This window comes from Nocardia takedensis NBRC 100417, from assembly GCF_000308695.1.
Lineage (GTDB): Bacteria > Actinomycetota > Actinomycetes > Mycobacteriales > Mycobacteriaceae > Nocardia > Nocardia takedensis.
In genome coordinates this window covers 82364-108000 of sequence record NZ_BAGG01000011.1, presented here as the reverse complement: position 1 = coordinate 108000, position 25637 = coordinate 82364, and the positions used below count along the sequence as shown (strand labels likewise).

Here is a 25637-nt window from a genome sequence, read left to right as displayed (position 1 = left end):
CGCGAACCCCGGACACGACGGTGTCCGCCCCCGCCCGGCCGCGCGCCGGCCCCAGGAGCAGGCCCCGACATCCGGTGCGGCGTAGCGTAATCCGACACCCGCGCCCCTCCCGGCCGCGACCGCACTCGGGAACGGCACACAAGAGAAGTAAGGAGGAGCGACTGGGACGGGACGGAACGGGTACCCGACGGGCACGGGCCCGGCGCGAGAGCGACAGACGTCCCCATAGAAGATAGGAATCAGTCGGACCCGACGGCGTCCCCGACGGGACACCGGAGGTAACGCGGACTCCCCCGTCGCGATAGACCCCACGTCGCGTACCCGCCGGGGTGGGTAGCACGCCGCACGGACGACCACCACCGCACGGCCGCCACACCACCTACACTCGACAGCGTTGCCGGACGTCGACGAGGACGTGAAATCGCATCTCTCGACGTCACCGTAGGTCCGATGCGTTTCGCATCACACCTACGGTGCCGTAAGGTATGGCCGCATCGGCACGGTCTTGTTCGGGGGACCGACCCGCAAGCGCGCACGCAACTCACCGAAGGGTTACTACATGGCAAGGGATCTGACTCAACTCGAGCTTCTGACGGAGTTGGAGCCGGTTGCCGAGGAAAACGTCAACCGGCACCTCTCCCTGGCGAAGGAATGGCATCCGCACGACTACGTCCCGTGGGACGAGGGTCGCAATTTCGCGGCGCTCGGCGGAGTGGACTGGGATCCCGAGCAGTCCCGGCTGAACGAGGTCGCCAAGGCGGCCATGATCACCAACCTGCTCACCGAGGACAACCTCCCCTCCTACCACCGTGAGATCGCCGAGAACTTCTCCCAGGACGGAGCTTGGGGCACCTGGGTCGGTCGCTGGACCGCCGAGGAGAACCGCCACGGCATCGTGATGCGCGATTACCTCGTGGTCACCCGCGGCGTCGACCCGGTGGCGCTCGAGGAAGCGCGCATGGTCCACATGACCAACGGGTTCGCCTCCCCCACCGAAGCCGACGCGGGCTTCCTGCATTCGGTGGCCTACGTCACCTTCCAGGAACTCGCCACCCGCGTGAGCCACCGCAACACCGGCAAGGTCTGCGAGGACCCGATCGCCGACCGGATGCTCCAGCGCGTCGCCGCCGACGAGAACCTGCACATGATCTTCTACCGGAACATGTGCGGCGCCGCCCTCGACCTGTCGCCCGACCAGGCCATCGAGGCCATCACGCTGATCCTGGAGAACTTCCAGATGCCCGGCGCGGGGATGCCCAACTTCCGCCGCAACGGCGTGCTGATGGCCAAGCACGGCATCTACGACCTGCGTCAGCACCTCGAAGAGGTCGTGCAACCGGTGCTGAAGAAGTGGAACATCTTCGAGCGCACCGACTTCACCCCGCGCGGTGAGCAGGTCCGCGAGCGGCTCGGCCTGTTCCTGGACAAGCTGGGCCAGGACGTCCTCAAGTTCGAGGAGCAGCGCGACAAGATGCTGGCCCGCGAGGCCAAGAAGCGCGAACTCGCGGGAGCGGTCGCGGGCTGACCCGCCGCCCCACCTCCCAGCGCGCCCGCACCGGCTTCCGGTGCGGGCGCGCTGTCGTCCCTGCCCGTGGCAACGATCACACCGAGTGGGAATGCGACACTGGAGCACGTGACGATGACTACCGAGGCGAGGACCACGCTGCGGATCGGGCCGTATCCGGTCGATCCGCCGGTCGTGCTCGCGCCCATGGCGGGCATCACCAACCTGGCCTTCCGCAAGCTGTGCCGCGAATTCGGCAGCCCCACCTCGATCTACGTGTGCGAGATGATCACCGCGCGCGCGGTGGTGGAGCGCAACGAGAAGACGCTGCACATGATGTCCTTCGACGCCGACGAGCATCCGCGCTCGATGCAGCTCTACGGCGTCGACCCGGCCACCCTCGGTGAGGCGGTGCGCGTCATCGTCGGCGAGGGCTGGGCCGATCACATCGATCTCAATCTCGGCTGCCCGGTCCCCAAGGTGACCAGGCTCGGCGGCGGCGCGGCGCTGCCCTACAAGCGGGCCCTGTTCCGCCGCATCGTCCAGGCGATGGTGTCGGCGGCCGAGCCCGCGGGCGTCCCGGTGACGTTCAAGTTCCGCATCGGCATCGATGACGACCACCTGACCTACCTGGACGCGGGCCGAATCGCCGAGGGCGAGGGCGCGCGGGCGGTGGCGCTGCACGCGCGCACGGCGGCGCAGCGCTATTCGGGCGCGGCGGACTGGTCGGCCATCGCCCGGCTCAAGGAGGCGGTGCGCACGATCCCGGTGCTGGGCAACGGCGACATCTTCTCCGCCGACGACGCGGTCCGGATGATGGCCGAGACCGGCTGCGACGGGGTCGTGGTCGGTCGCGGCTGCCTGGGTCGCCCGTGGCTGTTCGCCGAGTTGCAGGCCGCGTTGCGCGGTGAGCCGCTGCCCGAGCCGCCGAATCTGGGCCGGGTGGGCGAGGTGCTGTACCGGCACGGCGCGCTGCTGTCGGATCATCTCGGCGAGGACAAGGCGATGCGCGACCTGCGCAAGCACATGGCCTGGTATCTGATGGGGTTCCCGGTCGGCGCGGATCTGCGCCGCGCGTTCGCGACGGTGTCCAGCCTGGAGCGGCTGCGCGAGCTGATCGCCGAACTCGACCCCGCCGCCCCTTTCCCGAAGGACGCCGAGGGTCCGCGCGGACGGCAGGGCTCGCCCGGCAAGGTCGCCCTGCCGCACGGCTGGCTCGACGATCCCGACGACACCGCCGTGCCGACCGCCGCCGATGTGATGCACAGCGGCGGCTGAGCGCCCACCGCGCACCGCCCGTCGGATCACGATTCGAGCACGCCGGTGTATCTCGAGCACACTCGCGCGCCTCGGGAGCGAGCCCGCGCGGGCCGAACACGCGTGCGCGCCGAACGCCGTGCGCCGCCCCTATCCGCCAATCAATCGCTAATATCCAGCTACTGAGCTGCAACGGACAACTGCCGACCGCGCGCGGAGCCCGGCCCACCGCTGGGCCTGCGCGTCGTGGCGGAATCGTTATCATTGGCGGATCGGTCACGGTTGCCGGATTCATTTTCGACGGCGGCGGGGCCGGGAAACGCAGAGACGAGAAGTGAGGTTCGTTGGTGGGTGACGATCGGCACGGGCAATCGCCACGGCCCGGAGGTCGCGCCCCGTGGGAGCGCTATCCCACGGCGGACAACACCGACCCCGACAGCGCGCGCACCACCCGTCGTTCACGCCACGACGCGCCGGCCGACGCGGGTTCCGCACCGCTGACGGTCCAGGATCTGGTCGAGAAGGTCGACAACGAGCGCACGGGCCGCAGACGGCGCTCCCAGGAGCCCGCGCGACCGTCCCAGGCCCCCGCGCAGCCGCCCCGCGGCCCCGAACCGGCCGCGCCGCCGCGTCCGCAGGGCGCCAACCGCGCCCCCGGCCCCACCCCGCCCCGTCCGGGCGAGAATCCGCCGCCCCGTCCGGGCGAGAATCCGCCGCCCCGTCCGGGCGAGAATCCGCCGCGCCGTCCGGGTCCGTCGCGACCGGGCACCGGGTCGATCGTGGTCGACGACATCGCGGGCAAGAACCAGCCCGCCCCCAAGAATCCGCCCGCGCCGCCGCGTCCGGTCGCCACCACCGAGGCCGTCACCGACGTCCTCCCGGTCGCCGATCCGCCGGAGCCGCCGAAGGACTCGGAGAAACCGCGCAAGTCGGCGCGCAAGGCCACGCCCGCGCCCGTCGGTAAACCGCTGTCGCGGTTGGCGGCGGGCAAGCAGCGCCGCACCCGCAGACTCCGCACCACCGGGCGGGTCACCGCGGCCGTGCTGGCCGTGATGGTCCTGCTCATCACCGGCGGCGGCTGGAGCTACCTGCGCTCCACCAACGACGCCTTCACCCAGATCTCGGCCCTGGACGACAACCCCGAGGACGTGGTCGACGGCAACGCCCAACTCGGCGACGAGAACTTCCTGATCGTCGGCACCGACACCAGGGCTGGCGTGAACGGCGAGATCGGCGCGGGCACCCTGGACGACGCCGAGGGCGCGCGCGCGGACACCGTCATGCTGGTGCACATCCCGAAGAACCGGAAACGCGTGGTCGCGGTGTCCTTCCCGCGCGACCTGGACGTCACCCGACCGCAGTGCAACGGCTGGGACAACGACAAGGCCGAATACACCAAAGAGGTCTGGCCCTCGGCGATGGGCGACAAGCTCAACGCCGTCTACGCGCTCGCCGGACCCAAATGTCTGGTGAACGTCGTGCGCAAGATGACGGGTCTGTCGATCGGTCACTTCATCGGCATCGACTTCGCCGGCTTCGAGGCGATGGTCGACCGGATCGGCGGCGTCGACGTGTGCGCGACCAAACCGATCATCGACGGTGTCCTCGGCACCGTTCTGGAGAGCGCCGGCAAACAGCGGGTGAACGGCCAGACAGCGTTGAACTACGTGCGCGCCCGCCACGTCTACGGCGAGGAACGCAGCGACTACGACCGGATCAACCGGCAGCAGCGGTTCATGTCCTCGCTGCTGCGCGGGGCCATGTCGGGTCGGGTGCTGTTCGATCCGGGCAAGCTCAACGGCTTCATCCAGTCCTTCACCGAGCACACCTTCGTCGACAACGTGAACTCCTCGGATCTGTTGAATCTGGGCCGCTCGTTGCAGAAGGTCGACGCGGGCGCGATCACCTTCCTCACCATCCCCACCGCGGGCACCACCTCCTACGGCAACGAGATCCCGCGCGAATCCGACATCAAGGCGATCTTCAGCGCCGTGCGCGACGACCGTCCGCTGCCGGGCGAATCCCCCGCGGCCACCGCCGACGCGCCGGGCGCCAGTACGCCGCCGGAGCCGCCCAAGTACACCGCGGTCGACCCGAACAACATCTCGCTGCTGGTCTCCAACGGCTCCGGCATCACCGGCGCCGCCAACACCGCCGCGAACAAACTGGCCGCCCAGGGTTTCCAGATCTACAGCACCGGGAACTACTCCGGCGGGAACTCCTCCTCCACCCGGATCCGCTACGGCTCCGGCCACGAGGCCGAGGCCGCCACGGTCGCCACCTCGATACCGGGCGCGGCCCTGGAGGCCGACAGCGAACTCGGTTCGATCGTCGAGGTCGTCATCGGGCAGGACTTCAGCGGCACGGTCAAGACGCCGACCCCGGTGGGCGACCCGATCAACAACGTGCCGACGGCCAGTTCGACCGGTTCGACGCCGACCGCGCTGCCCGCGGACCTGGAAGCGGTGAACGCCGCCGACGAGACTTGCGAGTAGCTTTCCCCGGGGTTTGCCATCGCGCATTAACCGACTGTTCGTGACGCGGACAACGCCGAGGATTACTGTCTGGGTCCATGCGTGTCATCTACAACGAGCAAATGGCCGATCTCGCGCACCTGCTGGGTGAGATGGCCGGTCTCGCGGGCTCGGCCATGGATCGGGCCACCCAATCTCTGCTCCAGGCCGACCTGAGCGCCGCGGAATCCGTCATCGGCGACTACGACCGGATCGCGGAGATGATCTCCGAGGCCGAGGAGCGGGCCTTCGCGCTGCTCGCGTTGCAGGCCCCCGTCGCGGGTGATCTGCGCCAGGTGGTCTCCGCCATCCAGATCGTGCAGGACGTGAACCGTATGGTGGCGCTCGCGCTGCACGTGGCCAAGGTCGCGCGCCGCCGTCACCCGAACCACGCGCTGCCCGAGGCCGTCAACGGCTACTTCGCCGAGATGGGCCGCATCGCGGTGCACATGGGCGAAGGCGCGCGCGAAGTGCTGGAGAACCGCGACCCCGAGCGCGCCGCCCAGCTCAACGAGGACGACGAGGCGATGGACGACCTGCATCGCCACCTGTTCACGCTGCTGATGGACCGCGACTGGAAGTACGGCGTCGCCGCCGCGGTGGACGTGACCCTGCTCGGCCGCTACTACGAGCGCTTCGCCGACCACGCGGTGGAGATCGGCCGCCGGGTGATCTTCCTGGTCACCGGCGTGCTGCCGCCCGACCCCGACGCCGAGGTCTGAGCGCCCGGCGGACGACGCCGCGAATTCGGAACAGACACGTGTGCCCCCGCCCCGGACCGTTCGGTCCGGGGCCGTTCGGCGTCCCGGGCACCGAGAACTCCGACCCGCGCCCGCAACGCCCGGTAGGACAACGAGATCGGCCCGCGCGGGATATCCCACGCGGGCCGATCCGGTATCCGGGGTCTAGCCGAAACGACCGGAGATGTAGTCCTCGGTCGCCTTCTGGCCCGGGTTGGAGAAGATCTTCTCGGTGTCGTCGATCTCGATCAGCTTGCCGGGCTTGCCCTGGGCCTCCAGGTTGAAGAAGCCGGTCTGATCACTCACGCGTGCCGCCTGCTGCATGTTGTGCGTGACGATGACGATGGTGAATTCCTTCTTCAGCTCGGTGATCAGGTCCTCGATCGCCAAGGTGGAGATCGGGTCCAGCGCCGAACAGGGCTCGTCCATCAGCAGCACGTCGGGCGAGACCGCGATCGCCCGCGCGATGCACAGACGCTGCTGCTGACCACCCGAGAGGCCGCCACCGGGCTTGTCCAGACGGTCCTTGACCTCGTTCCACAGGTTCGCCCCGCGCAGCGAGCGCTCGGCGACCTCGTCGAGTTCCTTCTTGCCGCGCACACCCTGCAACTTCAGCCCGGCCACCACGTTGTCGCGAATCGACATGGTGGGGAACGGGTTCGGCCGCTGGAACACCATGCCGATGGTGCGGCGCACGCCGACGGGGTCAACGCCCGAGCCGTAGATGTCCTCGCCGTCGAGCAGGACCGCACCCTCGACGCGGGCGTTCGGGGTGACCTCGTGCATGCGGTTGAGCGAACGCAACACGGTGGACTTGCCGCAACCGGACGGGCCGATGAAGGCGGTGACGCTGCGGGGCAGCACGGTCAGATCCACATCGGCGACCGCGTGGAACTTGCCGTAGAAGATGTTCAGATCTTTGACGTCGATGCGCTTGGCCATGCGAGTCTTCCGTTTCGCTTATCGGTTGCGGGTGAGCAACTTGTTGACAACCGCCGCCGCGGCGTACAGGAGGGCGATCAGCAGGATCAGGGTCAGGGCCGCGCCCCAGACACGTTCGCGTCCCGCGGCCTCCGGGTTGGCCAGCTCCTGGTAGATCAGCAGGGGCAGGGAGGCCATGTTGCCGTCGAACATGTTGGTGTTGATCGACTTGGCGTAGCCGACCAGCACCAGCACCGGCGCGGTCTCACCCATGACGCGGGCGAGAGCGAGCAGGATGCCGCTGATCATGCCGGGCGCCGCGGTGGGCACGACGATCCGGACGATGGTCTTCCACTTGGGCACGCCCAGCGCGTAGGAGGCTTCGCGCAACTCGTCGGGGACGAGCTTGAGCATCTCCTCGGTGCTGCGCACCACCACCGGCAGCATCAGCAGCACCAGGGCCAGCGACACCGCGAAGGCGCTCTGCGGGGCGCCGAAGGTGGCGATCCACAGGGCGAAGATGAACAGGGCCGCCACGATCGAGGGGACACCGGCGAGGATGTCGACCATGAAGGTGGTGACCTTGGCCAGCCTGCCGCGGCCGTACTCGACCAGGTAGATCGCCGCCATGATGCCCAGCGGCACCGCGATGACCGCCGCGAGCGCGGACTGCACGATGGTGCCGTAGATCGCGTGGTAGACACCGCCGCCGGTCTGATCCGGCAGGATGCCCTTCTGCGACTTCTGCCACCAGTCGAGCGAGGCGACCGCGGTGATGCCCTCGCTGACGACCATCCACAGCACCCACACCAGCGGGACCAGCGCGATGGCGAAGCACAGCGCGACCAAACCGGTCGCGACATTGTTCTTGATCTTGCGGCCGGTGCTCACGTCGCGGAACGTAGGGGCTTTGACCGGCTTGTCGAGCGTCGAGGACGTAGTCATCACTGATTGACCTTTCCGCCCGAGGCCAGGCGGGCCAGCGCGTTGACCACGAAGGTCAGCGCGAACAGCACGAAGCCTGCCGCGATGTAGGCGCCGGTGGGCAGCGGCGAACTGAACTCCGAAGCCGCCGAGGCGATCTTGGAGGCGAAGGTGTAGCCGCCGTCGAACAGCGACCATCCGCCCGCCTGCGCCGAGGTGCGCAGCACGACCAGGACCGCGATGGTCTCACCGAGCGCGCGGCCGAGGCCGAGCATGGAACCCGCGATCACACCGCTGCGACCGTAGGGCAGCACGGTCATCCGCACGACCTCCCACTTGGTCGCGCCGAGGGCCTGCGCGGCCTCGATGTGGTTGACCGGGGTGAGGTTGAACACCTCACGGGAGACCGAGGTGATGATCGGCAGGATCATCACCGCCAGCACCACGCCCGCGGTGAAGATGGTGCCGCCGCCGCCGATGGACACGTTGCCCTCGGAGAAGAGGAAGAACCATCCGAGGTTCTCGTTGAGGAATTCCTGCACCGGGCCCAGCTTGGGGGCCAGGACCAGGAAGCCCCACAGACCGAAGACGATGGAGGGCACGGCCGCCAGCAGATCGACCAGCATGGCGAACGGGCGCGCCATCGGCTTCGGCGCGTAGTGGGTCAGGAACAGTGCGATGCCGACACCGATGGGAACCGCGATCACCAGCGCGAAGATCGAGCTCAACACCGTGACCATGAACAGGTCCTTGATGCCGAAACGCAGATCGTCGGCATTGGTGGTGTTGAATTCGGTGCTGGTGAAGAAGTTCACCTGGTCGGCCCTGAGCGAGGGGACCGCGCGGATCAGCAGGAACAGTGCGATCAACGCGATGGACGCGACGATGATCGCACCGGCCGCGACGGCCAGCGCCCGGAAGATGGTCTCGGCCCGCTGACTGTGCGGCTGACGCTTCGCCGAGGGCTGCTCGGTGGGCTGCTCCTCGGAGAGGCTCACGTCTTGATGGGTTTCGCTCGACATGGTCGCAGTATCTCCAGCCGCCTGCGGGCCCGTCGAGTCCGACGAGCCCGCTGCGGTCACCTGTTCAGGGTGCACGGTCATGATGTCGCGATCAGGAGATGGCGTTGATCGCGGTGGTCAGACGGGTCTTGAACTGCTCGGGGATCGGGATGTACCCGTTGTCCTCGAGGCCCTTCTGGCCGTTGGTGGTGGCCGAGGTCAGGAACGCCTTGACGGCCTTGCCCGTCTCCGGGTCGCTGTACTTGGAGCACACGATCTCGTAGGTGGCCATCATGAGCGGGTAGGAGCCCGCCACGGTCGGCTTGTAGAACGAGGTGGTGTCCAGGACCAGGTCGTTGCCCTCGCCCTTGATCTTCACACCGTCGATGGCCTTGCCCGCCGACTCGACCGACAGCTTCACCGGTTCCTTGCCGGCGGAGGTGACGATCTGCGCGACGGAGAGGTTCTGCGACTTGGCGAAGGACCACTCGTTGTAGGTGATCGAGTTCTTGGTGCTCTTGATCGCGGCCGAGGTGCCTTCGTTGCCCTTGGCGCCTTCACCGACACCGCCGTTGAAGGTCTTGCCGCCGCCCTTGCCCCACGCGCCGTCGGAGGCGGCGTCGAGGTAGAGCTGGAAGTTGTCGGTGGTGCCCGACTCGTCCGAGCGGAAGATCACGGCGATCTTGTCCGAGGGGAGCTTGGCGTTCGGGTTGAGCGCCTTGATCTCCGGGGCGTCCCAGGTGCTGATCGCGCCGTTGAACACCTTGGCGGCGGTCGGGCCGTCGAGCACGAGGTCGCTCACGCCGTCGATGTTGTAGGTGACGGCGATCGGGCCGAAGACGGTCGGCAGGTTCCACGCGGGCGAGGCGCAGCGTTCCTGGGCCTTGGCGGGCTCCTGCTTGCTGTTGCTCAGCGGCGAGTCCGACCCGCCGAAGTCGGTCTGGCCGCCGATGAACTCGTTGACGCCCGCGCCGGAACCGCTCGAGGTGTAGTTCAGGGTGGCGCCGTCGCAGTTGGCCTCGTAGGCGGCGATGAAGCGTTCCATGGCGTTCTTCTGCGCGGACGAACCGCTGGCCTTGAGCGACTGCTTGCCGCCGCAGGCGACGCTGCTGTTGGCGGCGTTGCCTGCGTCACCCGACGAGTTGTCGTCGCTGCCACAGGCGGCCAACGGCATGGCGACGGCGGCCAGCACACCGACGAGGGCGCTGCTGCGCTTGAGCTTCACTATTCCTCCGGGAATCACGTCCGACACGCCCGGTCCCTCACCGGCCCGGGCGGGTGTTGTGGTGCCGTTCGCGGGGAACTTGCGCACCAGGCAGCAAATGCGCTGCCCTTTAGTAACGTAAGGTCGCCCGGTTGACAGTTGGACCAGTCCCGGTGAACGGAGAATGAACAGGCCGGCGCTATCGGCTGCGGTCTCCGTGAGATTTGCCGCAGTTTTACTGGACGGCCTCCGCCGTCCCCGTTTCCCATTCGCTCGGCGCACTTCCGGCGGCCTCGGGCATCGCGTAGGCGACATCGATATGGGCGGGTGCGAAACCGAGTCGGGTATAGGTGCGCACGGCCGCGGTGTTGTCGGCTTCGGTGTACAGCAGAACCTCGGCGAGCCCGCGCTCGCGCAGGTGTCGCAGACCGGCGAGGGTCAGCAGGCGTCCCAGGCCCCGGCCCTGCGCGGCGGGGTCGATGCCCACCACGTACACCTCCCCGACGGGCGGTGTCTCCTCGGTGTGCACCTTGGTCCAATGGAATCCGAGAATGCGGTCGGGATTGTCGGTGTCGGCGACCAGGAACAGACCGTTCGGATCGAACCATGATTCGGCGCGGCGGGCGGCTATTTCCCGATCCGACCAACCGCCCTGTTCGGGATGCCAGGAGAACGCCGCATTGTTGACCCGCAACACCTCCGCGTCGTCGGCCGGACCGGCGTAGGTCCGCAGCGTCAGCCCCGCGGGCACGAGCAGCTCGGGTAGCTCCGGCGTAACCAGAGAGCGACGCATCTGCCACAGTTCGCGCGCGGTCAGCAAACCCAGCCGCGCCGCGACGGCCTTGGCCGCGGGCAGGTCGCCGTGCGCCCACACCCGCGTGCCCGCACCGCCCTCCGCCAGGGCCTCGGCGACCAACCCCGCGCCGATCCCGGCCCCGCGCGCCGACGGGTCGACCGCGACCTCGGCCATCGCCGGATGCTCGTCGTGCCCTTCGACCAGAGCGGCGTAACCGACCGGGCCGTCGGGCCCCTCGGCGAGCAGATGCCGGGCCGCGCCCGCCGTGCCCAGCGAGAGCACCGCCTGTTCGGAGACCGGGGCCACCCCGTCGGCCGCGCGCGCCCGCTCCAGCAGCGCGCGCACCGCCTCGGCCGTCCCGGCGTCCACGTCCTCGGCCCAGCGCGTCCGCACGTCCGCCATCGACACTCTCCCTCTCGTCGTACCGGCCCCGCCCCGCGGCGCGTCGACCTACTGCGCGGAACCGTTCGCGGGCGTCGGAGCCAACGGGGCCTCCTCGCCCTCGACGGCGTCCTCCTCGGTGAAGACCGGAGCCTCCCCCTTCGGCGCGTTGCGCGCGGGACGGACCGCCTTGTAGCCGACGTTGCGCACGGTGCCGATCAGCGATTCGTACTCGCTGCCGAGCTTGGCGCGCAACCGCCGCACGTGCACGTCCACGGTGCGGGTGCCGCCGAAGAAGTCGTAGCCCCACACCTCCTGCAACAGCTGCGCGCGGGTGAACACCCGGCCCGCGTGCTGCGCGAGGTACTTCAGCAACTCGAATTCCTTGTAGGTCAGATCGAGCGGGCGACCGCGTAGTCGCGCGGTGTAGGTGCCCTCGTCGATGACCAGCTCACCCAGCGTGATCTTGCCGGTGTTCTCCGGACTCGCCACACCGCCGTTGCGCCCGACCAGCAGGCGCAGGCGCGCGTCGAGTTCGGCGGGACCGGTGCCCGGCAGCAGGATGTCGTCCAGACCCCAGTCAGCGTTGACCGCGACCAGACCGCCCTCGGTCAGCACCGCCACCACGGGCACCGACGACCCGGTGCTGCCGAGCAGTCGGCACAGGCCGCGCGCGGCCGCCAGGTCGGTGCGCGCGTCTACGAGTGCGACATCCGCGGTGCCGGCTTCGAGCAGCGATGCGACCTCGGTCGGCGCCGGGCGCACGTTGTGCGCCAACAGGGCCAGTGAGGGCAACACCGACTCGGGGTCGGGGTCGGAAGTCAGCAGGAGCAGCTCCATGGCACTCCTCCTATCTAGTAGCTCCGCAGGACACACAGCAACACTGCTCGGCCACGTCGCTGATCACAGGTGATTCGGATGCAAGATTAGCGCGTGAACCCCGATGACCTCGCGGTCCGGGTGACAAGTCAACAGTCGAGGCGAGCATTCGGGCACTCGGCCGACGCCGAGTAGTGTCCAAGTAGTGTCTCCGACATGCGCAAGCTGATCATCGGGTTGCTGGTCCTCGCGGGCTTGGCGGTCGTCGTCGATTTCGGCGCGGCGGCCTATTCGGAGTACCGCGTGTCCCGTGCGCTGCGCGTCGGGGCCGACCTGAGCGCCGACCCCGAAGTCACCATCCACGGGTTCCCCTTCCTCGGCCAGGCGCTGGCCGGGCGCTACCAGAGCGTCGGCATCCGCGCCCAGGCGGTGCGCACCGACATCGCGGGACAGATCTACGTCGAGGCCAACCTCACCGGGGTGCGACTGCCGTTCCGCGACCTGTCCGACGGCCGGGTGCGCAAGGTCCCGGTGGAGAAACTCGACGCCCGCATGGTGATCGAACCGGTGGAACTGGGCAGGCTGTTCAACATCCCGGACCTCCAGGTCCATTCGCGGCCCGCCGACAAATCCGACGGCACCGGCGGGTCCGGCGGGTCGGGGATGACCACCGCCGACGGCAAACTCATCCTCACCGGCACGCTGCCGGGCACACCCGTCGGTCAGGGCGGCAGCGGCGCGCAACTGACCGGCGACAAGGTCAGCGTGCAGGCCGATCTGCGCCTGGTGGGCAATCAGGTGGAGATCACCGCGACCGGCTTCTACAAGGGCTCAGGACCCGACCTGCCGACCTCGGTCGTGGTGCCGGAACCGGACCGGCCCGGCGTGCTCGCGCGGTTCTCGCGCATCATCGATACCAAGGAACTCCCTTTCGGCATCGAACCGACCAAGGTGTTCGCCCTCGGCGGGCAGATCCAGGTCGAGGGCAAGGCCGAGAACATCACGATCGATCTGGACAGATTGCAAAGACCATGATGGAAATCACAATTCTGGCGGTCATGCTGGTCGCGGCCACCGCACTGGGTCTCGCGCTGCGCGCCCGCGAAGGGGCCGTGCGCGGCACCGACAAGGTCGCCGAGGTCGTCTCGGCGCGCACCGAACTGCTCGCGGGCGCGGGCGTCACCGGGTCGGTGCCCGCGGTCCTGCACTTCTCCGCCGACTGGTGCGGCCCCTGCGACGCCGTGCGGCGCGTGGTCGCGGGCGTCACCGAGGAACTGTCCGAAACCTCGTTGCCCCCCAGGGATATCGAGATCGACATCGATGCCGAACCGACGCTGGCGCGCGAACTCAACGTCCTGTCGCTGCCCACCACGTTCGTCTTCGACGCACAGGGCCGCGAACGCTTCCGCATCTCCGGCGTCCCCAAGGCGGGCGACCTGCGCACGGCTCTGGCCCCCTTGACGGTCGCCGACCCCGCCTGACCTCGCCCGCGGGGTCACCTTTCCGACCCCGGGTCCATTTCCCCGCCGAGTTGGGTAAACTGTTCGACGTGCAATCCGACCACGAGCTCATGCTCACCCGACGCCGCACAGTGGATCTGTGTCGGCTCGGTGGTTGTTGCTGCCTGTGCCGCTGACCGGTCGGCCGTCCGAATTCCCTGACGCCGACCGCCGTTCGCCGTAGCGAGTGATCACCCGATCCCCCGGTGAACTGGCCGATATCCCCTCATCAGAAGAGATGTTCAGCGCAGGAGTACCGATGCCGTCCACCACCGACACCACCACCGTCGATCCCGATCGGGTCGACGTCCGCGGACCTCGCTTCGCCGCCTGGGTCACCACCGCCGTCCTGGTCGTGATCCTGCTCGTCGCGATCGCGTCCCCCCTCCTGGCCGCCGTGCTGCTGGCCGCCCAGGGCGTCGTGTTCGCCCTCGGCGCGCTCAACGGCCCGCGCCGCCACCCCTACGGTCGGCTCTTCGCCGCGTTCGTCGCGCCGCGTCTGGCCCCCACCTCGGAAACCGAACCCGCCACCCCGCTGCGGTTCGCCCAATTGCTCGGCCTGGTCTTCAGCGCCGTCGGCCTGCTGGGATTCCTGGCCGGCTCCACCGTCGTCGGCGCGATCTTCGTCGGCTTCGCCCTGTTCGCCGCGTTCCTGAACGCGGCGTTCGGGATCTGCCTGGGTTGCAAGCTCTACCCGCTGGTCACCCGGCTGCGCCGGACCGGTCCCGCCGAATCCCCGGCATCGAACTGAACCCTGCACGTCACCACCCCGAAAGGAACAACATGGCTCGCTCCGATGTCCTGGTCTCCGTCGACTGGGCCGAAGAGAACCTCAACGCCCCCGGCGTCGTCTTCGTCGAGGTCGACGAGGACACCTCCGCCTACGACGGCGGGCACATCGAGGGCGCCGTCCGGCTCGACTGGAAGAAGGACCTGCAGGATCAGGTTCGTCGCGACTTCGTCAACCAGGAGCAGTTCTCCGACCTGCTCTCGGCGCGCGGCATCTCCAACGACGACGAGGTCGTGCTGTACGGCGGCAACAACAACTGGTTCGCCGCCTACGCGTACTGGTACTTCAAGCTGTACGGCCACAACAACGTCAAGCTGCTCGACGGCGGCCGCAAGAAGTGGGAGCTCGACGGGCGCCCGCTGTCCACCGACGCCGTGAGCCGTCCGGCCACCCAGTACAAGGCCGCCGCCCCCGACCTGACCATCCGCGCCTTCCGCGACGAGGTCATCGCGGCCATCGGCACCAAGAACCTCGTCGACGTGCGTTCCCCCGACGAGTTCTCCGGCAAGATCCTGGCTCCCGCCCACCTGCCGCAGGAGCAGAGCCAGCGCCCCGGCCACATCCCCAGCGCGATCAACGTGCCGTGGAGCAAGGCCGCGAACGAGGACGGCACCTTCAAGTCCGACGCCGAACTCACCGAGATCTACAAGGAAGCCGGCCTCGACGGCGAGAAGGACACCATCGCCTACTGCCGCATCGGCGAGCGCTCCTCGCACACCTGGTTCGTGCTGCAGGAACTGCTCGGCCACCAGAACGTCAAGAACTACGACGGCAGCTGGACCGAATACGGCTCCCTCGTCGGGGCCCCGATCGAATTGGGAGAGTAATCACATGTGCGCAGCACCCACCCAGGGACAGACCATCCCCGCAGGCGTCGACGTGGAGAAGGAGACGGTCATCACCGGCCGTGTCCTGAGCACCGACGGTCAGCCGGTCGGCGGCGCGTTCGTGCGCCTGCTCGACGGCAACGGTGATTTCACCGCCGAGGTCGTGGCCTCGGGCACCGGTGATTTCCGCTTCTTCGCCGCTCCCGGCGCCTGGACCGTGCGCGCGCTGTCCTCGGCGGGCAACGGCTCGGCCGAGGTCCGCCCCGAAGGCGCGGGCGTCCACAGCGTGGACGTGGCGGTCGCCAAGTAGGTCTCCGGCATCCACGGCCCCGGCCCTTCCTCGGAAGCGCCGGGGCCGTTGTGTCGGAACGAGCAAGAGTCGATAGACTCCGGATGTGGTCCTCTTCTTCGAGATTCTGCTGGTGGCCGTCGCCGTTCTGATCGGCTGGTTCGGCCTCTACGTCTTCTACCGGCTGTTCACCGAGTCATGAGCGATCTCGCGAGCGAGGGATCCGATCCGGCCGAGCGAGCGAGCGAGCACATGAACGGCAATGGGCATTCCGCCCGTCGCAGTGGCGACGAGGCGGTGGCCGAGGCGGCCGAACGGGCGAAGTCCACCGGCGCGCGCAACATTCCGGTCCTGCCGGACCTCCCCCTCCCCGAGGACACGGCCAACCTGCGCCTGGGCCCCGACCTGAGCTCCGCCATGCTGGCGCTGCTGCCGATGGTCGGCGTGTGGCGCGGTGAAGGCGAAGGCAACGATCCCGACCGCGGCGACTACCGCTTCGGCCAGCAGATCGTGGTCTCCCACGACGGCGGCGATTTCCTCGCCTGGGACTCCCGCTCCTGGGTCATCGAAGCCGACGGGTCCTACGGCGGGCCCGATCTGCGCGAGAGCGGATTCTGGCGGGTCGGCGTCGACGGCAGCGACGAAGTCATCGAACTGCTGCTCACCCACAGCACCGGCATCGTCGAACTGTTCTACGGCACCGCGCTGACCCAGTCGTCCTGGGAACTGGCCACCGACGTCGTGATCCGCTCCCAGTCCGGCATCGTGGTCGGCGGCGCGAAACGCCTCTACGGCATCGTCGAAGGCGGCGACTTCGCCTACGTCGAGGAGCGAGTGGTGGCCGACGGCCCCCTCCAACCCCGCCTCTCCGCCCGCCTGCACCGCTACATCGGCTGAACGGTCACCGCTCGAGATTAGCCTCGACACCGCAGGTCGGGACAGGCGGAATCGGCGGGTCGCTTTCGAAACGGAACGACCCCCGAGCCATACCGGTGCGATGCAATACGCACGGGTCCCGGTCGGACGGACCGGGGGCTCGGGGGCCGGGTGGCTGCTTTGGATTCGCTGGCGCTCGCGCGGCGGAATCCACCTGCAGCGGTGGCGCTAGCGGACAGCCACCTCACGTGTCCGTTGGATAACCATTCTTCGAACCACCTCCTTCCTTGTGTACCGACGACGGTACTGAAAGGCGCGGGGGGTGTGCAACGGATTTTCCGGAGGGCGGAATCCGCTGGTCGGCGACGTCGACGCCGCCGTGCGCATCCAGGCTCAGCACCAGGTCGGCGCGGTGGTCGGCGGGCAGTTGGTGGGTGACCACCACCACGACGCGGTCCGGGTCGACCAAGCCGCTCGCGGGGTCGAGCAGGTCGCGCACCAGGGTCGCGCCCGCTTCGGCCTCCAGGTGTTCGGTGGGTTCGTCCAACAGCAGCACCCGCGCCGGGGCGAGCAGCGCGCGGGCCAGCAGGATCCGGCGGCGCTGACCGCCCGACACCGCCGCCGCGCCGCCCACCAGTTCGGTGCCGAGACCGGCGGGCAGCGTGTCGAGCCAGTCGCCCAGCCCCACCGCACGCAGCGCCTTCTCCGCCTCGGCCTCCGTCAGATCGCCCCGTGCCACGCGCAGATTCTCGAAGACCGACGTGCCGAACAGGTGAGCGTCCTCGGCGAAGAAGGTGGTGTCGGTCCGCCGGACGCCGAACAACCCCGCCCACCGCATGAGCAGCGTGGTCTTGCCCGCACCGCTCGGACCGACGACGGCGATCCGCCTGCCCTCGGGCAGGTCGGGGAAGAGACGGACGACTTCGGGCAGAGCGGACTCGAACCGGTCGGAGCGTGACAGCTCGGCCGAGCGGGCCGTTTCGTCGGTCGCTCGGGCCGAAGCGTTCGTCACGCGGGGCTCTTCGTCCGCGAGGTCGCTCAGGCGACGGTAGGCGGCGCGGGCGGTGGTGTAGGCGCGGGCCGCGGCCGGGAGCGGACCGACCGCCTCGAAGGCGGACAGCGGGAGCAGGACCAGGATGGTGAGCGCCATCGGCGTCATCGTGCCGAGTGCGCCGCCGTCGGGGCCGTACAGGGTGATGCCGATGAGCAGTGCGGCCAGCACGCTGACCCCGATCGAGAGAGGGGTCGCGGCCACGGCCCAGGCGCTGCGGGCGGCCGCGGAGTCCTCGGCGACGGCGGCCCGCTCACCGGCCTCTCGCGCTTCGCGCACGGCGTCGTCCAGGCGGCCCGCGACGCGCAGTTCGGCGGCGTGGTCCAGGACGGTGACGGCCCGCGCGGTGAATTCGGCGCGGTCGGCGCGCACGGCGAGTTCCGCGTCCCGGGCCGCGCGAGCCGACAGCCACGGCGCGGCCACGCCGGTCACCAGCAGGGCGAGCGCCAGAATCGCGGCAGCGGGCACCGAGATCGTGGCGAGCAGTCCGACGGCCGCACCGGAGAGCAGCACCGCGACCGCCACCGGGACCAGCACCCGCACCACGAACGCGCCGAGATCGTCGATATCGGTCCCGATCCGCACCAGCAGATCCCCGCGCCGCAACGCGGAAGCGTCGGGTGCGGAACGCTCGAACGAAGGCATCTCGGGTTCGCCCCGACGGCTTGCTCGATCGGGTGCGGGCACCCCCGAACCGTCGATCGGTGGACGACGATCAAATACGCCCGAGCCGACCGCCGCCCCGGGTTCGGCTGTCCACGGCCCCGCTTCGATTGCTCCGGCGGGCGAACTCACCCGCCGCCGCAGCCATGCGGGTGACCGCGCGAGCGTGCCGTAGACGGTGGCGCGGGCGGTCGTCATGGACCGCAGCGCGACGTCGTGGGTCGCCAACCGCTCGAGGTAGCGCGCCAATCCGCGCGAGATGCCCAGCGCCCGTACCGCGACCACCGCCACACTCAGGTCGAGCACCGGCGGCATCTGCCAGGCCCGGGCGATCAACCACGCCGACAGCGCCGCCAACGCGAGCGCGCTGCCCAACGCCGCGGTCCCCCAGGCCACCGCCACCAGTACCCGCCACGGCGACAGGTCCAGCAATCGCCACATCCCCCGCACATCGGATACCCACGACAGCTCTCGTCCGCCGCCGCGCCCCACCCCCGCTACGCGCGCAGCCGGAGTGTCCTTCCGCCCACTCGCACCGCGAGTAGCCGAGCGCCCGATGAAAGACATCACGCCACCACCCCGACGTCGGCCGCGCGCCCTTCGACCCGCCCCCGCCCACCTCGAAGAATCGACCGCCCGATGAGAGACATCACGCCACCACCTCGACATCGGCCGCGCGCACTTCGACCCGCCCACCGCGAATGGCCCAACGCCCGACGAAAGACATCACGCCACCACCCCGAGGTCGGCCGCACGCACTTCGACGACCACATCCGCGGCGGCGAGGACGGTGCGACGGTGGCCGACGACCACCACCGTCGCGCCGTCGGCGGCCTTCGCGCGCAGGGCGGCGAGGACGGCGGTTTCGGAGTCGGCGTCGAGGTGGGCGGTGGGTTCGTCCAGCAGCAGGACGGGTCGGTCGGCGGCCAGGACGCGCGTGAGCGCGAGGCGTTGGCGCTGGCCGAGGGACAGGCCGACTCCCCCGGCGCCGACCACGGTGTTCCACCGTTCGGGCAGCCCGGCCAGCACGGTATCGAATCCGGTTGCGGTGCAGGCGGCTTCGAGCGGGTCGACGGTGCGCGCGGCACCGCGGCGTGGTTCTACCACTCGCGCGCCGAAGATCTCCAGGTTCTCGCGCAACGTGCCGGGGACGAGCACGGGCCGCTGCGGGAGCCAGGCGACCCGGGACCACCACAGGTCGGTGTCGAGGTCGGCGATGTCGACGCCGGCGATCCGCACCGCGCCCGCGTCGGGCGGGAGCAGTCCGAGGATCGCTTGCAGCGCGGTGGATTTGCCGCTGCCGTTCGGCCCGGCCAGCACGGTGACCGCGCCGGGGCGCAGCACCGCGGACAGGTCGGCGGGCGCGTGACCGTGTCGGGCGCGCACCGTGAGGCCGTCGAGGTCGACGCGGATGCCCTCGGCCGGAATGGCGGCGCGTCCGCGCTCGCTCGACGCGCGGGGCCGATCCAACACGGCGAAAGCCCGGTCGGCCGCGGCCATTCCGTCCTGGGCGGCGTGGAAGCGTTCTCCGACCGACCGCAGCGGCAGGTAGACCTCGGGGGCGAGGACGAGGGCGACGAGTCCGGCGTAGAGGTCCATCCCGCCGTAGACCAGGCGCAACCCGATGGAGACCGCGATGAGCGCGACGCTGAGCGTGGCGAGCAGTTCGAGCACCATCGAGGACAGGAACGCGATCCGCAGGGCGCGCATGGTGCGGGTTCGCAGCGCTTCGCCGAGCGCGCGCACGCGCGGCAGCATGGTGTGCCCGCCCGCGGTGTCGCCTTCGCGGCCGAGGGCGCGCAGGGTGGGCATGCCGGCGAACAGGTCGAGCATTTGGTCCGACAGTCGGGTGGTGGCGGCGAGGGTGGCTTCGGCGCGGCCTTGGGTGAGCAGTCCGATGAGCACCATGAAGACCGGGATGAGCGGCAGGGTGACCACGGCGATGCCCGCCGAGATCGGGTCGTGCAGCGCGATGACGACGAGCACGATCGGCGGCACGAGGCAGGCCAGCAGCAGCGCGGGCAGGTAGCCGGTGATGTAGTCGCGCAGTCCGGACAGTCCCGAGCCGACGACGACCGCGAGTTCGCCGCGGCGGCTGTCGAGTTCGCGCGGGGTCAGTTCGGCGCCCGCGACCAGGACGGCGGATTCGAGTTCGGTGACCACCCGCGCGCCTGCCCGGTGCGCGGAGCGGGCCTGCGCCCAACTCGCCGTGGCGCGCACCACGATCGCGCAGGCCAGGACCGCGATCTCGACGCTCCACCCCCCGAGCGCGCGCTGCGCCGGGTCGGTGATGACGCCGGCGAGCACGCGACCGAGGGTGACGGCGGTGACCACGATGCACACCGTGATCACCACCGAGAGCCCGACGCTGAGCGCCAGGTGACCGCGCACCGAGCGCGCGTAGCGCCACAGGCGGGGGTCGACGGGCGGGCGGGCCATGTCAGTCCCGCGCCGGACCGAACGGGAGTCCGACGGGGGCCGGGATCTGTTCCACGGTGAGGCGTTTGCGGAACACCCAGTAGGTCCAGCCCTGGTAGGCCAGCACCACGGGCGTCACGATGACCGCGGCCCAGCTCATCACCTTCAGCGTGTAGGGGGTCGAGGAGGCGTTGTCGACGGTGAGGCTGAAGGCGTCGCTGATGGTGGAGGGCAGCACATTCGGGAACAGCGACCCGAACAGCAGCACGGTGGCCGAGGCGATCGCCAGGGTGGTGCCGGTGAAGGCCCAGCCGTCGCGGTGGATCAGGACGCCGCCGCCCGCGAGGACCAGACCGACGACGGCCGCGCCGAGCGCGATCCAGGTCCAGCCGACGCCGTGGGCGAGTTGGGTCCACAGGCCGAACGCGCCGACCACGACCACCGTGGGGATCAGCAGCACCCGCGCGATGCGCTGGGCGTCGGCGCGCACGACACCGCCGGTCTTGAGGGTGAGGAAGATCGCGCCGTGCAGGGCGAACAGCAGTCCGGTGGTGAGTCCGCCGAGCAGGGCGTAGGGGCCGAACAGGTCGGCGAGCGATCCGCCGATGTTCTTGTCCTGCTCCAGGGGAACCCCGTGCACGACATTGGCGAACACCCAGCCCCAGGCCAACGCGGGCACCCAGGAACCGACGCCGATACCCGCGTCACACCAGGCTCGCCAGCGCGGATCGTCGATCTTGCTGCGGTATTCGATGGCGCAGACCCGCACGATCAGCGCGACCAGCACCAGCAGCAGCGCCAGGTAGAACCCGGAGAACAGGCTCGCGTACCACTCGGGGAAGGCCGCGAACATCGCGCCGCCCGCGGTGAGCAGCCACACTTCGTTGCCGTCCCAGACCGGCCCGATCGTGTTGAGGACGACGCGGCGGCGGGTGTCGCTGCCCTTGCCGAGGATCGGCATGAGCATGCCGACGCCGAAGTCGAAGCCCTCGAGTACGAAATACCCGGTGAACAGGACGCCGATGAGCAGGAACCAGAACTCTTGCAGATTCATCGTCGGCTCCTAGTAGGCGAAGGAGAGTTGTTCGACGGCGGGTTCTTCCGATCCGCGATGCCGGTCGGGGGTGTCGTCGGAGATGTCGGGTCCGCTCGGCGGGGTGCGCGGCGGGTCGTCGGGGCCGTGGATGACGTAGCGCCGCATCAGGTAGAACCACACCACCGCGAGTGCGGCGTAGAGCAGGGTGAACACGACCAGCGAGGTGATCACGGTGCCGGTGGCGTGGTCGGAGACGCCGTCCTGCACCGCGAGTCGCAGGTTCTGGTCGCCGGTGGGGTTGGGGACGACGACCCACGGTTGGCGGCCCATCTCGGTGAACACCCAGCCCGCGCTGTTGGCCAGGAACGGGGTGGGGATGGCGAGCAGGCACAGCCACGAGTACCAGCGTTTGTCGGTGATCCGGCCGCGCCTGGTCATCCACATGCCGACCGCCCACAGCAGGATCGAGCCCGCCGACAGGCCGATCATGGCGCGGAAGGACCAGTAGGTGACGAACAGGTTGGGCCGGTAGTCGCCGGGGCCGAATTTCTCCACGTAAGCCTGTTGCAGGTCCTGCACGCCTTCGAGGGTGACGCCGTCGAAGCGTCCCTCGGCCAGATACGGCAGCACGTAGGGGACTTCGATGACGTGGGTGACGCTGTCGCAGTTGTTGTGCGTGCCGACGGTGAGGATCGAGAAGTCCGGGTCGGTCTGGGTGTGGCACAGCGATTCGGCCGAGGCCATCTTCATCGGCTGCTGCTCGAACATGAGTTTGCCCTGCACGTCGCCGGTGAAAAACAGCGCGACACCGGCGACCAGGATCACCCACATGCCCGCGCGGCCGCCGGGTCGCCACATGGTGCGCGCTTCGGCCATCCGCGCTTGGTCGCCGCTGCGCGCGTTGCGCACCATCCACCATCCGCAGATGCCCGCGACGAAGGTGCCCGCGGTGAGGAACGCGCCGGCGACCACGTGGGGGAACGCGGCGAGGGTGGTGTTGTTGGTGAGCACTTCCCAGATGCTGGTGAGTTCGGCGCGCCCGCGTTCGGGGTTGTAGCGCGCGCCGACGGGATGCTGCATGAAGGAGTTGGCGGCGACGATGAAGTAGGCGCTGGCGTTGACGCCGATGGCGACCAGCCAGATCGCGCCGAGGTGCAGCAGTTTGGGCAGTCGGGTCCAGCCGAAGATCCACAGCCCGAGGAAGGTCGATTCGAGGAAGAACGCGACGAGTGCTTCCAGGGCGAGGGGCGCGCCGAAGACGTCGCCGACGAAGCGGGAGTATTCGCTCCAGTTCATGCCGAACTGGAATTCCTGGACGATGCCGGTGGCGACGCCGAGGGCGAAGTTGATCAGGAAGAGTTTGCCGAAGAATTTGGTCAGCCGGTACCAGTGGTCCTTGCCGGTGACCACCCAGGCGGTCTGCATGCCCGCGACCAGCGGCGCGAGTCCGATCGTGAGCGGGACGAAGATGAAGTGGTAGACGGTGGTGATGCCGAATTGCCAGCGCGAGATGTCCAGGACGCTCATGCCGTCACCTCGGGGTGACGACAGGGCATGATTCGCGCTCCGCGTTCGCTCATGACGACCCTCCAGCCGATCTACGACATGTCGTAGTAAAGCGTACGCCGGGCGCTACCCCCGAAAAACGTGCTTTAGGACACGAGATGCCATCAATTAGCCAGAGAGCGAATCGTTGGTGCGAAAGCCCCGCTTCCCACCCCGAATCGGGGCCCGCCGCACCGCGTGGAACTCACCAGTCGCCGACCGTGCCCGTCCGTTCGATCCCCTTGTCCACCAGCGCGGTGATCTCCTCCGCGTTGTCCGGCGCCATCATCCGCAACCCGTCCAACGAGTTGACCCGCGCCGCCAGCGTGATGCTGGACAGTAGCCAGATGCTGTCGCAGGTCAGCAGATCGGCCGTGAACAACTGTTCGTAGCGGCACTCCCACCCCGCCTTCTCCGCCTCCACGAACAGCGCGCGCTGGGTGACGCCCGGCAGCACACCGTTCTTCGCGGGCGGGGTGAGGAAGGTCTTGTCCCGCGCGATCACCACCGAGGACCGCGGCCCTTCCAATACCCGGTTCTCGGTGCTGGTGAAGATGACGTCGTCCGCGCCCATCCGGTGCGCGAACCGCAGCGCCGCCATATTCGTCGCGTAGGACAGGGTTTTCGCGCCCAGCAACTGCCACGGCGCGGCCTGGGCCAGATCGATCGAGATCCCGCGCGAGAGGCTGACCACCTTCACGCCTTCCGCGCGCGCCTGCGCCACCCGTTCGGGCACCGGGAGAACCAGGACGTAGGAGGTGGGTACCGGGACCGCCGCCGCGAGGTCGCCGGAGGTGACACTGGATCGGCCGCCGGAGAATTCGGAGTCCCGGCCGCGGGTCAGCACCAGGCGCAGCACGCCTTCGCGCTCGCTGCCCCACTCCTTGGCCGCGGTCTCCACCGCCTCGCGCCAGCGGCCCAGTTCGGGTTCCGGCAGATCGAGCGCCTGCGCGGACCTGCGTAGTCTGCCGAGATGGAATTCGAGCGCGCGAGCGGTGCCGTCGCGCACCAGAATCGTCTCGAAGACACCGTCGCCGCGCAGCACCCCGATGTCGTCGGCAAACAGCAACGGCGCGTCCGCATCTCGGACTTCGCCGTCGAGTGTCACTAGAACCCGATCTACCATGCGTCGAGCGTAGGCCAGTCGGCCCCGCTCGTCCGCCGCTCCGCGCCTTCCGAGGGCCCCGGATCGGCGCGGACGCGTCGCCCGGGCGGCCGACGGCGGACCTCGTCTCCGCCGATGCCCGACGCTGACGTGCGCGCCGCGGTTCCGGCCGCCGCCGATGGGACGAATGGGACATCGCCGACGCCGCGCGGCGCAATGGAGCCACCGCGCCCCGAGCCCACCGCGGACGGGGTTCTCGGCACGTGTCGGCGACCCCGCCTAGAGTGGATCACGTGTCGGTCGTCGTAGCACCCAGTCCGCTGCTCACCGTTGCGGGGGCCGTCCCGGCCGCGCCCGGATCCCCCGACGCCGCGGTCGCGTGGCATCACGGCGATCCGTTCGGAGAGCAGAAAGCCGCCGTGGAGCGGGTCGCGATCGTCGACCGCTCGCATCGCGCGGTGCTGGCCATCGGCGGCGGCGAGCGTCTGAGCTGGCTGCACACCATCACCAGCCAGCACATCGAGGGCCTCGGCGACCGGGAGTCCGCCGAGAACCTCGACCTCGACCTCAACGGCCGGGTGCTGCACCACTTCGTCCTCACCGACCTCGACGGCACGGTCTGGATCGACACCGAGGCCGAACGCGGTGCGGACCTGCTGACGTTCCTGACCAGGATGGTCTTCTGGGCCGACGCCCAACCGCGCGAGGCGGGCGATCACGCGGTGTTGAGCCTGCTCGGCCCCCGGGTGGACACCCTGCTCGACACGCTCGGCGTCGCGGAACTGCCCGGCGTCTACGCGGCGGTCCCGCTGCCCGGCGGCGGTTTCCTGCGCCGGATGCCGTGGCCCACCCCCGACTCGTTCGACCTGATCGTGCCGCGCGCCTCCCTCGCCGACTGGTGGACGCGCCTGACGGCGGCGGGCGCGGAACCCGCGGGCAGTTGGGCCTTCGAGGCGCTGCGCGTGGCGGCACTGCGCCCCCGGATCGGCCTGGACACCGACGAGCGCACCATCCCGCACGAGGCCCGCTGGATCGGCGGGGTCACCGAATTCGGCGCGGTGCACCTGGACAAGGGTTGCTATCGCGGTCAGGAGACGGTGGCGCGGGTGCACAACCTCGGCAAGCCGCCGCGCAGGCTGGTCCTGCTGCACCTCGACGGTTCCGCCGACGCGCGCCCCGAACCCGGCGGCGAGGTCACCGCGGGCGGTCGCGCGGTGGGTCGCCTGGGCACCGTGGTCGACCACTACGAACTCGGTCCGATCGCGTTGGCGCTGGTCAAGCGGGCCGTCCCCCCCGAGACCGAACTGGTCGCGGGGCCCGCGGCCGCCTCCATCGACCCCGATTCCGTCGAGGCCGACGACACCCCGCAGGCCGGCAGGCTCGCCGTCGACCGCCTGCGCGGGCGGTGACTTCGCGCCGCCGTCCCCGAACGTTCCCCCCGCGCTCGCGAACGTTCGGCGTCGAACCTCCCGACCACC

22 protein-coding genes are annotated in these 25637 nt (G+C 69.5%); 11 read left to right on the top strand and 11 right to left on the bottom strand.

Going from position 1 to position 25637, the window contains the following annotated elements:
* The first annotated feature begins 559 nt into the window (after positions 1-559).
* The 4 genes from ON30_RS03280 (at position 560) to phoU (ending at position 5996) form a co-directional block, all read left to right on the top strand.
* On the top strand, positions 560-1525 hold the full coding sequence (locus ON30_RS03280) for an acyl-ACP desaturase (protein ID WP_040704067.1): 966 nt from the start codon (positions 560-562) through the stop codon (positions 1523-1525).
* 114 nt (positions 1526-1639) lie between these two features.
* A complete protein-coding gene (gene dusB / locus ON30_RS03275; RefSeq protein WP_040704065.1) occupies positions 1640-2782 on the top strand; it encodes a tRNA dihydrouridine synthase DusB in 1143 nt (380 codons plus the stop codon).
* Positions 2783-3108: 326 nt separating this feature from the next.
* A complete protein-coding gene (locus ON30_RS03270) occupies positions 3109-5256 on the top strand; it encodes an LCP family protein (protein WP_040704064.1) in 2148 nt (715 codons plus the stop codon).
* A 77-nt stretch (positions 5257-5333) separates the two neighbouring features.
* Positions 5334-5996 (top strand): phosphate signaling complex protein PhoU, encoded by a 663-nt coding sequence (gene phoU / locus ON30_RS03265; protein WP_040704063.1) that lies wholly within the window; start codon positions 5334-5336, stop codon positions 5994-5996.
* A gap of 183 nt (positions 5997-6179) precedes the next feature.
* Here the strand turns inward: phoU and pstB are convergent, their stop codons facing one another.
* The 6 genes from pstB to ON30_RS03235 all read right to left on the bottom strand — a co-directional run bounded on the left by pstB (position 6180) and on the right by ON30_RS03235 (position 12081).
* A complete protein-coding gene (gene pstB / locus ON30_RS03260) occupies positions 6180-6956 on the bottom strand; it encodes a phosphate ABC transporter ATP-binding protein PstB (protein WP_040704062.1) in 777 nt (258 codons plus the stop codon).
* Between the two features lie 18 nt (positions 6957-6974).
* Positions 6975-7880, bottom strand: coding sequence for a phosphate ABC transporter permease PstA (pstA, locus tag ON30_RS03255; protein WP_040704061.1), 906 nt, complete (start codon positions 7878-7880; stop codon positions 6975-6977).
* Positions 7880-8881, bottom strand: coding sequence for a phosphate ABC transporter permease subunit PstC (pstC, locus tag ON30_RS03250; protein WP_051028882.1), 1002 nt, complete (start codon positions 8879-8881; stop codon positions 7880-7882). The genes pstA and pstC overlap by 1 nt, the downstream gene beginning before the upstream one ends.
* A gap of 91 nt (positions 8882-8972) precedes the next feature.
* On the bottom strand, positions 8973-10085 hold the full coding sequence (gene pstS / locus ON30_RS03245) for a phosphate ABC transporter substrate-binding protein PstS (RefSeq protein ID WP_040704059.1): 1113 nt from the start codon (positions 10083-10085) through the stop codon (positions 8973-8975).
* 214 nt (positions 10086-10299) lie between these two features.
* A complete protein-coding gene (mshD, locus tag ON30_RS03240) occupies positions 10300-11262 on the bottom strand; it encodes a mycothiol synthase (protein WP_051028881.1) in 963 nt (320 codons plus the stop codon).
* A 48-nt stretch (positions 11263-11310) separates the two neighbouring features.
* Positions 11311-12081, bottom strand: a complete 771-nt coding sequence (locus tag ON30_RS03235; RefSeq protein ID WP_040704058.1) for a winged helix-turn-helix transcriptional regulator — start codon at positions 12079-12081, stop codon at positions 11311-11313.
* Positions 12082-12276: 195 nt separating this feature from the next.
* Between ON30_RS03235 and ON30_RS03230 the strand changes: the two genes are divergently transcribed.
* The 6 genes from ON30_RS03230 (at position 12277) to ON30_RS03200 (ending at position 16362) form a co-directional block, all read left to right on the top strand.
* Positions 12277-13095 carry an LmeA family phospholipid-binding protein gene (locus tag ON30_RS03230; protein WP_040704057.1) on the top strand — a complete coding sequence of 273 codons (819 nt, stop codon included), beginning with the start codon at positions 12277-12279 and terminating at the stop codon, positions 13093-13095.
* A complete protein-coding gene (locus tag ON30_RS03225; RefSeq protein ID WP_040704056.1) occupies positions 13092-13541 on the top strand; it encodes a thioredoxin family protein in 450 nt (149 codons plus the stop codon). Before ON30_RS03230 ends, ON30_RS03225 begins: the two co-directional genes overlap by 4 nt.
* 277 nt (positions 13542-13818) lie before the next feature.
* Positions 13819-14310: a DUF4395 domain-containing protein gene (locus ON30_RS03220; protein ID WP_040704128.1), complete on the top strand. Its 492-nt coding sequence runs from the start codon at positions 13819-13821 to the stop codon at positions 14308-14310.
* 32 nt (positions 14311-14342) lie between these two features.
* Positions 14343-15176, top strand: a complete 834-nt coding sequence (locus tag ON30_RS03215) for a sulfurtransferase (RefSeq protein ID WP_040704055.1) — start codon at positions 14343-14345, stop codon at positions 15174-15176.
* Between the two features lie 4 nt (positions 15177-15180).
* The gene (locus ON30_RS03210; RefSeq protein WP_040704054.1) at positions 15181-15486 is read left to right on the top strand and encodes a DUF1416 domain-containing protein; all 306 of its coding nucleotides are present in this window, start codon (positions 15181-15183) and stop codon (positions 15484-15486) included.
* Between the two features lie 177 nt (positions 15487-15663).
* A complete protein-coding gene (locus tag ON30_RS03200; RefSeq protein WP_040704053.1) occupies positions 15664-16362 on the top strand; it encodes a heme-binding beta-barrel domain-containing protein in 699 nt (232 codons plus the stop codon).
* A 223-nt stretch (positions 16363-16585) separates the two neighbouring features.
* Here the strand turns inward: ON30_RS03200 and cydC are convergent, their stop codons facing one another.
* From cydC to ON30_RS03175, 5 genes are all read right to left on the bottom strand, one after another.
* Positions 16586-18496, bottom strand: coding sequence for a thiol reductant ABC exporter subunit CydC (gene cydC, locus ON30_RS03195; protein ID WP_051028880.1), 1911 nt, complete (start codon positions 18494-18496; stop codon positions 16586-16588).
* Between the two features lie 285 nt (positions 18497-18781).
* Entirely contained in the window at positions 18782-20494 is a 1713-nt protein-coding gene (gene cydD, locus ON30_RS03190; protein ID WP_040704052.1) for a thiol reductant ABC exporter subunit CydD, read from the bottom strand.
* Position 20495: 1 nt separating this feature from the next.
* Positions 20496-21527, bottom strand: a complete 1032-nt coding sequence (gene cydB / locus ON30_RS03185; protein ID WP_040704051.1) for a cytochrome d ubiquinol oxidase subunit II — start codon at positions 21525-21527, stop codon at positions 20496-20498.
* Positions 21528-21536: 9 nt separating this feature from the next.
* On the bottom strand, positions 21537-23036 hold the full coding sequence (locus ON30_RS03180; protein ID WP_040704049.1) for a cytochrome ubiquinol oxidase subunit I: 1500 nt from the start codon (positions 23034-23036) through the stop codon (positions 21537-21539).
* A gap of 223 nt (positions 23037-23259) precedes the next feature.
* Positions 23260-24180 (bottom strand): aminodeoxychorismate lyase, encoded by a 921-nt coding sequence (locus ON30_RS03175; protein ID WP_040704047.1) that lies wholly within the window; start codon positions 24178-24180, stop codon positions 23260-23262.
* A 272-nt stretch (positions 24181-24452) separates the two neighbouring features.
* On the opposite strand from ON30_RS03175, the gene ygfZ reads away from it, so the two are divergent.
* Complete coding sequence (gene ygfZ, locus ON30_RS03170; RefSeq protein WP_083911110.1) at positions 24453-25568, top strand: CAF17-like 4Fe-4S cluster assembly/insertion protein YgfZ; 1116 nt, start codon at positions 24453-24455, stop codon at positions 25566-25568.
* The last annotated feature ends 69 nt before the right edge of the window (positions 25569-25637 follow it).

Bases quoted from the DNA above. Each gene is read 5' to 3' on its own strand.
- ON30_RS03280 (WP_040704067.1), top strand. From the start codon at position 560: ATGGCAAGGGATCTGACTCAACTCGAGCTTCTGACGGAGTTGGAGCCG.
- dusB (WP_040704065.1), top strand. From the start codon at position 1,640: ATGACTACCGAGGCGAGGACCACGCTGCGGATCGGGCCGTATCCGGTC.
- phoU (WP_040704063.1), top strand. From the start codon at position 5,334: ATGCGTGTCATCTACAACGAGCAAATGGCCGATCTCGCGCACCTGCTG.
- pstB (WP_040704062.1), bottom strand. From the start codon at position 6,956: ATGGCCAAGCGCATCGACGTCAAAGATCTGAACATCTTCTACGGCAAG.
- pstA (WP_040704061.1), bottom strand. From the start codon at position 7,880: ATGACTACGTCCTCGACGCTCGACAAGCCGGTCAAAGCCCCTACGTTC.
- pstC (WP_051028882.1), bottom strand. From the start codon at position 8,881: ATGTCGAGCGAAACCCATCAAGACGTGAGCCTCTCCGAGGAGCAGCCC.
- mshD (WP_051028881.1), bottom strand. From the start codon at position 11,262: ATGGCGGACGTGCGGACGCGCTGGGCCGAGGACGTGGACGCCGGGACG.
- ON30_RS03235 (WP_040704058.1), bottom strand. From the start codon at position 12,081: ATGGAGCTGCTCCTGCTGACTTCCGACCCCGACCCCGAGTCGGTGTTG.
- ON30_RS03230 (WP_040704057.1), top strand. From the start codon at position 12,277: ATGCGCAAGCTGATCATCGGGTTGCTGGTCCTCGCGGGCTTGGCGGTC.
- ON30_RS03225 (WP_040704056.1), top strand. From the start codon at position 13,092: ATGATGGAAATCACAATTCTGGCGGTCATGCTGGTCGCGGCCACCGCA.
- ON30_RS03220 (WP_040704128.1), top strand. From the start codon at position 13,819: ATGCCGTCCACCACCGACACCACCACCGTCGATCCCGATCGGGTCGAC.
- ON30_RS03215 (WP_040704055.1), top strand. From the start codon at position 14,343: ATGGCTCGCTCCGATGTCCTGGTCTCCGTCGACTGGGCCGAAGAGAAC.
- ON30_RS03210 (WP_040704054.1), top strand. From the start codon at position 15,181: ATGTGCGCAGCACCCACCCAGGGACAGACCATCCCCGCAGGCGTCGAC.
- ON30_RS03200 (WP_040704053.1), top strand. From the start codon at position 15,664: ATGAGCGATCTCGCGAGCGAGGGATCCGATCCGGCCGAGCGAGCGAGC.
- cydC (WP_051028880.1), bottom strand. From the start codon at position 18,496: ATGTGGCGATTGCTGGACCTGTCGCCGTGGCGGGTACTGGTGGCGGTG.
- cydD (WP_040704052.1), bottom strand. From the start codon at position 20,494: ATGGCCCGCCCGCCCGTCGACCCCCGCCTGTGGCGCTACGCGCGCTCG.
- cydB (WP_040704051.1), bottom strand. From the start codon at position 21,527: ATGAATCTGCAAGAGTTCTGGTTCCTGCTCATCGGCGTCCTGTTCACC.
- ON30_RS03180 (WP_040704049.1), bottom strand. From the start codon at position 23,036: ATGAGCGTCCTGGACATCTCGCGCTGGCAATTCGGCATCACCACCGTC.
- ON30_RS03175 (WP_040704047.1), bottom strand. From the start codon at position 24,180: ATGGTAGATCGGGTTCTAGTGACACTCGACGGCGAAGTCCGAGATGCG.